Annotated in this window: 6 protein-coding genes; 2 read left to right on the top strand and 4 right to left on the bottom strand. The window is 56.3% G+C overall.

From position 1 onward, the window contains the following. Positions 1-3 precede the first annotated feature (3 nt). The gene (locus BN1139_RS00180) at positions 4-1,719 is read left to right on the top strand and encodes a PglL family O-oligosaccharyltransferase (RefSeq protein WP_085942055.1); all 1,716 of its coding nucleotides are present in this window, start codon (positions 4-6) and stop codon (positions 1,717-1,719) included. Between the two features lie 608 nt (positions 1,720-2,327). Continuing rightward, positions 2,328-2,738, top strand: coding sequence for an H-NS family histone-like protein (locus BN1139_RS00185; protein WP_005344269.1), 411 nt, complete (start codon positions 2,328-2,330; stop codon positions 2,736-2,738). A gap of 536 nt (positions 2,739-3,274) precedes the next feature. On the opposite strand, the gene BN1139_RS00190 is transcribed toward BN1139_RS00185, so the two are convergent. The 4 genes from BN1139_RS00190 to BN1139_RS00205 form a co-directional block, all read right to left on the bottom strand. Next, positions 3,275-4,639, bottom strand: coding sequence for an efflux transporter outer membrane subunit (locus tag BN1139_RS00190; RefSeq protein ID WP_013723964.1), 1,365 nt, complete (start codon positions 4,637-4,639; stop codon positions 3,275-3,277). A 2-nt stretch (positions 4,640-4,641) separates the two neighbouring features. After that, positions 4,642-6,627, bottom strand: coding sequence for a MacB family efflux pump subunit (locus BN1139_RS00195; protein ID WP_005350310.1), 1,986 nt, complete (start codon positions 6,625-6,627; stop codon positions 4,642-4,644). Beyond that, positions 6,624-7,787, bottom strand: coding sequence for a macrolide transporter subunit MacA (gene macA, locus BN1139_RS00200; RefSeq protein WP_005350311.1), 1,164 nt, complete (start codon positions 7,785-7,787; stop codon positions 6,624-6,626). The genes BN1139_RS00195 and macA overlap by 4 nt, the downstream gene beginning before the upstream one ends. Before the next feature lie 248 nt (positions 7,788-8,035). After that, positions 8,036-8,926, bottom strand: a complete 891-nt coding sequence (locus BN1139_RS00205) for a manganese-dependent inorganic pyrophosphatase (protein ID WP_005350313.1) — start codon at positions 8,924-8,926, stop codon at positions 8,036-8,038. Positions 8,927-9,108 lie beyond the last annotated feature (182 nt).

The raw sequence follows: 9,108 nt of genomic DNA on the forward strand, positions 1-9,108 counted from the left end.
ATCATGATGGTTTTATGTGTGCTCTATTGGGTGCTAGGAATGCATTTTTTTATGCACAACCCCGGAGGAGCCGGACTGTATTTGCCCTTTAACGCGTGGGGATGGGTGTTTGCCTCGTTGGCTATTGGATTGGGATTGTGGCAGGTGACGTTACGTCAACGTCTGGTTTTTTCTCCATTACAAGCGGGTTTATGGATAGGGGCACTCTTGCTACTGCTCCCGATGTTCTATCCAGGTTTTGCACTCAAGGATTATGCTATTCCCCGATTGCTGGGACTTTTTGCTGGCCTACTGTTTTTGTTTGGACTCTATCAATGGCGTTTTGATAAGGCGCAGCGTGATCGCTTGCTCTATCTCATCTTGATTGCGATCGCGATGGAGGCAGTGCTGGGGCTGGTGCAGTTCTACCTGTTGACGCCAGGTAACTGGATTGGCTATGACACCAAGGCTAATCGCCCTTACGGGATCTTTCAACAGCCAAACGTGATGGCGACGTTTATGGCAACTGGTCTTGCCCTTGCTATCTGGCTGGAATTACGCCTAGAGGGTGGTCGATTGCTGATGGCGTTGCGCTATGGCGTCATTCTATCTGCAGCACTGCTGCTCGTTGTTTTGCAATCTAGAGTGGGGCAGTTAGGCGGTCTGCTAGCACTGTTTTTACTGATGCCTCAGCTTTATCGACAGCGGCTGCTATGGCGGATATTGGGTCTTGTTATTTTGGCTGTAGCGATTGGCCTGTTATCACAATATTGGCTGGCTGGAGCAAAACGAGGATTAGAGATCTATCAGTCCGGTGGTATGCGCTCTATTTACTGGCCTTACGCGGCAAAACTGATTGCACAGGCTCCTTGGAGTGGATGGGGATACGGCAGTTTTGAATCTGTTTTTCTCCATCACTACATGGCTGATAAAGCACTGAATCCGTCCATGGTGCAGATTGAGTACAATCTTGACCACCCCCACAACGAGTTTCTCTATTGGGCTGTTGAGGGCGGTATTGCACCCATGGTCGGCATGGTGATCATGGGAGGTGCATTATTATGGCGTCTGGCGAGTGTGCGCTGGGTGCATGCCATGGGGCTGCTTGCCTTGGTTACACCGATCTTGCTTCATACCCAGACGGAATACCCGCTCTACCATGCGATCGTGTTATGGTGGTTGTTGCTGACGCTGATTTATATCATCGATACCGAAATTGAAGAGACCAACCTGGCGAGTCAGGGTTTCTCATCATGGTGGGATATGGAGTGCCGCCCATGGCTGTTACTGCGATTTATGGCGATCGCTATCCCGCTGCTGGTCGTTCCCTTTATGCTCACAGCAATTCACACCGCATGGGTAGTCACCAAATATGAACGGGGTGGGTATAAAGAGCCGACTTTGCTACTTGATATCGTCAATCCCATGGCTTGGTTGACCCGAGTGGAATTTGATGTGAACTCAGTTCGTCTGATGGTGGGCTTGCAGACAAATAACAAGACCGAACTGGAAGCTTACCTGGAGTGGGGACAGGCATTCGTACGCCATACACCCCGTGCCAACATATACGCCAATATGGTGATCGCGCTTAATGCATTGGGTCGTACAGAGGAAGCCAATGCGATGCGGGCAGAAGCACTTAAGCTCTATCCAACCGAGCCCCTTTTAACTGAGTCTGCTTCACAGGCAGTGATTAGCGGTGTTGACCAATCAGGCAAGAATATAACCAAAAATAAATAGTGCTATTTGGCTACATAGAAAGCCAGCCCTTAAAAACGGCTGGCTTTTTTATTTTTTTCCTTCTGGGCAACCAGTATCTGAACAGTCTGTTTTCGGACGCATGCGTCTGTCAAACGGGCGACGAAAAGCATATTTGAAATGTCACACTTTGCTTTCAACCAATTGATTAATATGTAATTTTATTGGTGGTGCCGAATGGGTTGATAGTCAATTGTGAGTATCCCCCTTATCATCGGGTGAAAGGACAGGCTCTAGACGTGTTCATTGCTAAACAGATAGGCATAGTCTTGTCACATGATGTTGAACGTATGGTAGAAATGTTCGCTCAGGCTTATAAAGCAGGTTACCGAGTTAGTTTTGTTGGATGCTGAACTGGAAATTAATGAGTCTTCAAATACCGATGTTTCTTGAACACAAGATGGTAATCACCTCTCTACCCAGAAGATCTGCATTCCAGCCAGTTTGTTATTGATAGTGGCAAGCATTCGATCTTGATGGTGAAATTTAAGAAAAAAAGAACGTTAATATAGAAAAACTGTATGTTCTCGCGAATTGTCCATGCTATTCTGAGACGGTATCCCTGTAACCGACTTTTTTGTGAGGAAATAATGAACGAGTTTCTGAAAGTTCTGCTGAACATTCGCAGTTTGCGTGCGGCTATTCGTGAGCTGCCGTTTGAGCAACTGCTGGAAGCTAAAGAGAAGTTTGACTTGGTGTATCAAGAACGCGCCGATTCTGTTGAGCAGGAGCGTGCTGAACAGGAAGAGCGTCAGCGCAAGCTGAATGAATTCACCGAAATGCTGCAGCAGGCTGGTATTGATCCTCGCGAGCTGCTGGCGACTGCCGCTGCTCCGGCTGCTGCGACTGGCGCTGCCAAGAGCAAGCGTGCTCCGCGTCCGGCTAAATACAAGTACGAAGAAGATGGCCAGGAAAAAACCTGGACCGGTCAAGGCCGTATGCCGAAAGCCATTGCTGCTCAAGTAGCACTGGGTAAAGACCTGAACGATTTCCTGATCTAATTCGTCAGGTTCAGAGATTGAATAATGCCGCCCTTGGGCGGCATTATTTTTTGCCTTTTTACTCGTTGTTATCCAATCCGCCTTCTGCCGCTCTACTATCTACATCCTCGCTTGTATCCTTTTTACCGTCGTTTCACCGCACTGTTACTTTGCTCAATATCCCTCGCTGTTTGCGATTAATTTCGTCGTGCAGGATTAACTACGTGATATCACTATTTGTATGCGTCGTGCAGATATGCGCTTCGGATATGTCTCTCATGATTCACGGAGCGCCGCTCGGCAAGAGCCAAGCTCTCTGCTGATTGAATATCCGATAATCGTTATCTCCGTTCAGGGAGCGTGAGGGTTAGAGAGAGTCGCAAAGTATGGCCGGGATTTTCTGGGTCACCGATGCATGTAATTGGCTGCGCTGCCGTAACTGCCCCTGATGATGAGCAATGGCGTTTGTCTGCCGTGTGGGCGAGGGAATTCGGTGCGGTCGATGGCGATGGTATTCCCCACTCTACAGGCAGAGTGGGGAATATTGGGGGGAGGCGTTATCGGGGCTCCACGCTATCGCTGCCACCCAGGGCGCGATAGATTTTGGCAGTGGTGGTGAGCTGCTCTTTTTGCTGGGCCAACAGGCTCTGCTGGGCATCCCACAGCCGGTTCTGCTCATCGAGCCAGGCTTGCACGCCGGTTGCACCCGCCTGGAAGCGGGCCTTGGCCAGCCGTTCGGCCTCCTGGGCATAACTCAGCTGTTCCTGCAGATAATCGAGTCGCTGCTGGCCATAGTGGCGTGCGGCCAGATTGTCTTCCACCTCCACCAGTGCGGTGTAGAGCTGTTTGCGAAACTCGGTTTCAGCAATCTGGTAATCCAGCTCTGAGCTTTCGATGGCGAGCTGGGTGCGGTTGTATTCAAGGAAGGGGAGGGCGAGGCTGGCCCCCAGCGTACCAACCGGATTTTGCAGTACCTGCGCCAATCTATCGGATGCGGTGCTGGCACTGCCGGTCAGGGTCAGGCTGGGGTAGAAGCTGGTGCGGATCTCGTCCCCTTTTGCCAGCGTCTTGCGCAGCCGCAATTCGGCCGCTTTGACATCGGGGCGGCGAGCCAGCACATCGGCCGGAATACCCACCGCAAGTTCAGGAATGGTCTGCTTTGCAAGGGAAGCGGGTGCATACTCCAGCGGCCCGCTGCTGCGGCCCAGCAGCAGACGCAGGGCATTGCGAGCCTGCTCCTGCTGCGCCTTGAGGGAGGCCAGCTCAGCCTGTTTGCCTGCCAGTTGCTGACGTGCCTGCGCCAGATCGAGCCGGGTGATGGCGCCAGCCTGGTATTTGGTCTGGGTCAGCTGCTCGGTTCGCGCCAAGTTGGCCAACTGCTGTTCTCCGAGCGCGATGGCGGAGCCGAGATAGCCGAGCTGCCAATACTGCTCCAGGGTATTGCCGATCAGCAACAGCCGGGTGCTGGCGAGATCCTGCTCGCTTGCCGCCGCCTCCCAGCTCGCCTGATCCCGCACCGAGGCGAGCTTGCCCCACAAATCCACTTCGTAGCTGAGGCTCAGCGAGGGACCCAGACTGTTGGTGCCTTTGCCGGTTTTCAGATCCTTGTTGCCGCTGGCGCCGATAGTGCCATTGACCGAAGGCGTAAGGTTGGTATCGGCCTGCTCGGAGCCCAGTCGGGCGCTTTTGAACTTGAGGGCCGCCACACGCATGTCCGGGTTGGCGGCCAGTACCGCCTCGACCAATTTGTCGAGCTGGGGATCATGAAATTCCCGCCACCAGGGGCCAGCCTGCGTAGCCAGTTGGGCGCCCTCTGCCTGTTGCCATGTGGGGGCAATCGTCAGCTCGGGTCTTTGATAGGTGCTGTGCTGACTGCAGCCGCTGAGGGCCATGCAGAGAGCCAGCCAGGAGAGTTTGTGCATTGTTATTCCCTCGCCAGTGCGACAACAGGGTCGAGCCGCGCCGCATTGCGTGCCGGCAGGTAACCAAACAGGATCCCGATGAGTGACGAGCAGCCAAAGGCCATCAGGATGGAGAAGAGCGAGAACTGCATCTTGATGGAGTCCACCAGCAGTGAAAAGAGCGCACCAATGCCTAGCGAGAGGCCGACGCCGAAGATACCCCCCAGCAGGCTCACCATCACAGCTTCAATCAGGAATTGCTGCAGGATATCCGACTGGCGGGCGCCCACGGCCATGCGAATGCCGATCTCGCGGGTGCGCTCGACCACTGACACCAGCATGATGTTCATCACGCCCACCCCGCCGACGATCAGCGAGATCACCGCGATGGCCGAGACCATCAGGGTCATGGTGGCGGTGGTTTTCTCCACCGATTTGATGATGCTGTCGCTGCTGAAGGTGAAAAAGTCCTTCACCCCGTGGCGCTTGGTGATCAGCTCGATCACCGCCTGCTCGGCTAGTGCCGGTTGTACCCCGTCCTTGACCCGTATAGTGATCTGGCTGAAGTGGTGCTGCGAGATGAGGCGACTCATCACCGCGCTGTAGGGTAGCCAGATATTGACCGACTGGCTGGTGGGGCCGAAGCCGGTCTCCTGCGAAACCACACCGACAATCCGCACCGGCAAGGTGCCGACCAATACCACCTTGCCGACCGGGTCCTCCTTGCCAAGCAGGCTGGTGATGCTCTTCTTGTCCACCACGGCAACGGCAGCACGCTGCTGGATATCTTGCCACTCCAGTAAGCGACCACTGACCAGCGTCATCCCCTTCACCTTGAAATAGTCGTTACCAACCCCGGTCACGTTGCCGCTGTTGGTCTTGTTGCGATAGCGCAACTGCCCTGAGCTGCCGATCTCGGGGCTGGCGCCCGCAAGATAGGGCTGCCCCAGCAGGGCATCGAGATCCCCCTTGTTGAGGGTCTGGATGCTGGCCATCTTCTCATCGCCCCATCCTTTACCCGGGAAGATTTCGATGGTGTTGGTGCCCATCGCATTGATCTGGTCGATCACCTTGGCGCGCGCGCCCTGACCAAGAGCGACCACGCTCACCACGGCGGCGATGCCGATGATGATGCCGAGCATGGTGAGGAAGGTGCGCATCCGGTGGGCGAGCATGGCATGCATCGCCATCCGTCCCGCTTCCCGATAACGATCCCAGTCGTGACCCATGGCGCCTTTAGTGGGCGCTATTTTTTGAGGGGCTGTGGTTGTGCTTGTGGCGGTGGCTGGAGCCAACACGGCCGTTTGGCAGGGGCCGCTATCTTGTTCAATCCGACCATCTTTGAGAGTGATGATCCGGTCGGCATGGCTGGCCACGTTCATATCGTGGGTGACCAGAATGATGGTGTGGCCCTGAGCGTGCAGCTCCTTGAGGATCGCCATCACCTCCTTGCCGCTCTGGCTATCCAGTGCGCCGGTCGGTTCATCGGCGAGGATTACTTCGCCGCCATTGGCCAGCGCCCGGGCGATACTGACCCGCTGCTGCTGACCGCCGGAGAGCTGGCCCGGGGTATGGTGGCTGCGATCGGCCAGCCCCAGTCTGTCCAGCAGCTGACGCGCGCGCGCCTGGCGATCCGGGCGGCTGGTACCGGCATAGACAGCTGGGATCTCCACGTTGGCGGCGGCATCGAGATGGGGCAGCAGGTGGTAGCGCTGAAAGATAAAGCCGAAGTGGTGGCAGCGCAGCCGGGCCAGCGCCAACGCATCCATGGTGGCGGTGTCCTGACCGCGAAACAGGTACTGGCCGCCGCTCGGGCTATCGAGACAACCCAGCAGGTTCATCAGGGTCGATTTGCCGGAGCCGGATGCGCCGACAATGGCGATCATCTCTCCTGCCGAGATGGTGAGATCAAGAGGGTGGAGCACGGTGACTTCGCTGTCGCCGCTCTGGTAGCGTCGCTCGACCCCTTTCAGCTGGATCAACGGCAGCTGGTTCAGGGGCTCACTCATAGCATCACCGCCATCTCATCATTGTCGGCGGGTGCACCGTGATTGAGCTGTACCTCCTCCTTCTCGCTCAGCCCGCTGATCACCTCAATGCGGATCTCGTCCTTCATACCGGTCTTGATATGACGGGTTTCGGTCGTTTCATCTTCCTTGATCACGGTGACTTCATACTCGTTGTCACCCAGCGACTTGCCGAGGGCGGTTTGCGGCACAGTGAGCACCTGCTTGCGCTCGCCGAGCACTATGGTCACCTGGGTGGTCATTGCCACCCGCAGGGTATGGTCGGGATTGGGTACATCGAACAGGGCGTAGTAGTAAACGGCCGCATTGCTGGTGGTGGTGCCGGTGGTGGCCTGATCGTTGATGTTGGTAGGCGCTAACTCCACGGCGCGAAGGGTACCCTGATAGCGGGTATCTGGGTCGCCGATCAGGGTGAAGTAAACCGGCATGCCGGCTTTGACCTTGGTGACATCGGCTTCGGAGATCTGCGCCTTGACCGTCATGGTCTCGAGGTTGGCCAGCTTGAGCACGGTCGGCACCGTCTGGCTGGCAGCCAGGGTCTGGCCCTGACGGGTCACAATGCTGATGACGGTGCCATCCATCGGCGCCAGGATCTTGGTGTAGCCCAGCTCGGTCTTGGCCCGATCAACCTTGATCAGGGCGTTGTCGATATTGGCCTGACTGTTTTGCAGTTCGGCGCGGGTGACCGCCAGCAGTGCCTCGGCACTCTCCAGATCGGCCCGTGAGCTCGCCTCCTGCTTGAACATCTGCTGCTGGCGCCGCCAGGCGAGCTCGTTCTGTTTGAGTTGTGCCTGCTTGATCTTGAGCTGGGCGCGGTTGCTGGCAAGCTCCGCCTCGGCCGTCTTGAGGTTGTTCTGGGCAATCAGGGGATCGACCTCGGCCAGCAGGTCTCCCTGCTTGACCTGATCACCAGCCTCGACGGCCAGCTTGGTAACCTGACCGGAGACCTGGGCCCCCACATCCACCTGCTCCACAGCCTGCAGCACACCACTGGCCAGTACGGTTTGGGCAATATCCTCGCGGGTCACCTGAGCGGTCAGCATCGCCTTGGGTGGTTGACTGGGCCAGAGCAGCCAGCCGAGGAGCACCACGGCGATCAGCATGGTGATGGCCAGGGTTCTCTGCTTGGGGGTTATGTTCATCGATCACCTGAATGGAAACGGAAAAGGTTGTGCGCGGCGATTATCCTGCAGCAAAGCCCTGATAAATAACAGCCGCAAATATGTAAGCAAAGTTATGGCGTTAACTGTCAATAAGCAGTGAAAAGAGTAAGCGAGAGACCGCAGTGGTGAGCAAGATGGTCAGCAAGAGGGGGGAGTGCGACTGGTGGTGGCGATGAAAAAGCCCTGCGCAGAGGCAGGGCTTTGGAATAGGTGATGGCGAGGGAGGATCAGGCCTTGGCCAGCAGATCCATCACCCAAGGCAGACCCTGCTTCTTGCGGCTGACAAAGCCCGGGTGGTAGCTGGACTCGGCCGGTACTTTGACGTGCTCGGTAAAGTAGATACGGCTGGCTGCGGCCGTCAGGTCAGTCACCATCAGCACGAAGAAGTCGAGCCCTTCGCTCTCCACGCGCTGGGCCATCTCCTGCTGCAGGGTTTCGATCTGGTCGGCAAGCTGTTGTTCGCTGCCCACTTCAATCTGGCTCATGATGAAGTTCAGACCTTCGGCTTGGAATGCCTTCTCATCCTGCTGCAGCAGTTGAGCCGGAGTCAGGCCGCTCAGGTCGGTTTTCGCCATCAGCAGCTGTTGGCCGAATTCGGCCAGCGATACTTCGGCCAGCGGTGCCAGACGCTCACAAGCGATCTTGTCCTGCTCGGTGGTGGTCGGCGAGGTGAGACAGAGGGTGTCGCTCATGATGGCACCCAGCATTAGGCGAGCCTGGCTGCGGGTCACGGTACCTTGCTGGCTCAGCAGATCAAAGGCGATGGTGCAGGTGCAGCCGACGGCCCGGATCCAGGCATCCAGCGGAGACTGGGTGACCAGAGTACCGAGACGGTGGTGATCCACCAGGCCCAGTACATTGGCTTGTGCCAGTGTGGCAGGGCCCTGTTCCAGATCACTGAAATCCACCAGCCAGACATCTTCACCGGTCAGATCTTTGGTCAGCAACTCGGGTTCGCTGACGCCAGCCTGCTCCAGAATAAAACGGGTTTCGGTGCGCAGGTCACCCAGACGCCATGGGGTGGCCTGACGGCCCTGGCCATTGAGCCAGTCGGTGATAACCAGCGCACTGCAGATACTGTCGCTATCAGGATTCTTGTGACCAAAAACGTGGATCATAGACAAAGCCTCACAATTGGATACCCATAAAGGGGGGCAACACTATGCGAAATCCGCCACATGAAGGCAACCGGATCCACGCCCATGTTGCTGCCAGCTTCGCCTAACTCGCCATTTTATTGATCTGGGTCGGTAATCCTGACGCGAGTTCAGTTATCACAGTTGGCTATTGGCTATTGGCT

The organism is Aeromonas veronii bv. veronii (assembly GCF_000820225.1).
In the GTDB taxonomy this organism is placed as follows: domain Bacteria; phylum Pseudomonadota; class Gammaproteobacteria; order Enterobacterales; family Aeromonadaceae; genus Aeromonas; species Aeromonas veronii.

Excerpts from the sequence above, each read along its gene's own strand:
- BN1139_RS00180 (WP_085942055.1), top strand. The coding sequence starts at position 4 with ATGATGGTTTTATGTGTGCTCTATTGGGTGCTAGGAATGCATTTTTTT.
- BN1139_RS00185 (WP_005344269.1), top strand. The coding sequence starts at position 2,328 with ATGAACGAGTTTCTGAAAGTTCTGCTGAACATTCGCAGTTTGCGTGCG.
- BN1139_RS00190 (WP_013723964.1), bottom strand. The coding sequence starts at position 4,639 with ATGCACAAACTCTCCTGGCTGGCTCTCTGCATGGCCCTCAGCGGCTGC.
- BN1139_RS00195 (WP_005350310.1), bottom strand. The coding sequence starts at position 6,627 with ATGAGTGAGCCCCTGAACCAGCTGCCGTTGATCCAGCTGAAAGGGGTC.
- macA (WP_005350311.1), bottom strand. The coding sequence starts at position 7,787 with ATGAACATAACCCCCAAGCAGAGAACCCTGGCCATCACCATGCTGATC.
- BN1139_RS00205 (WP_005350313.1), bottom strand. The coding sequence starts at position 8,926 with ATGATCCACGTTTTTGGTCACAAGAATCCTGATAGCGACAGTATCTGC.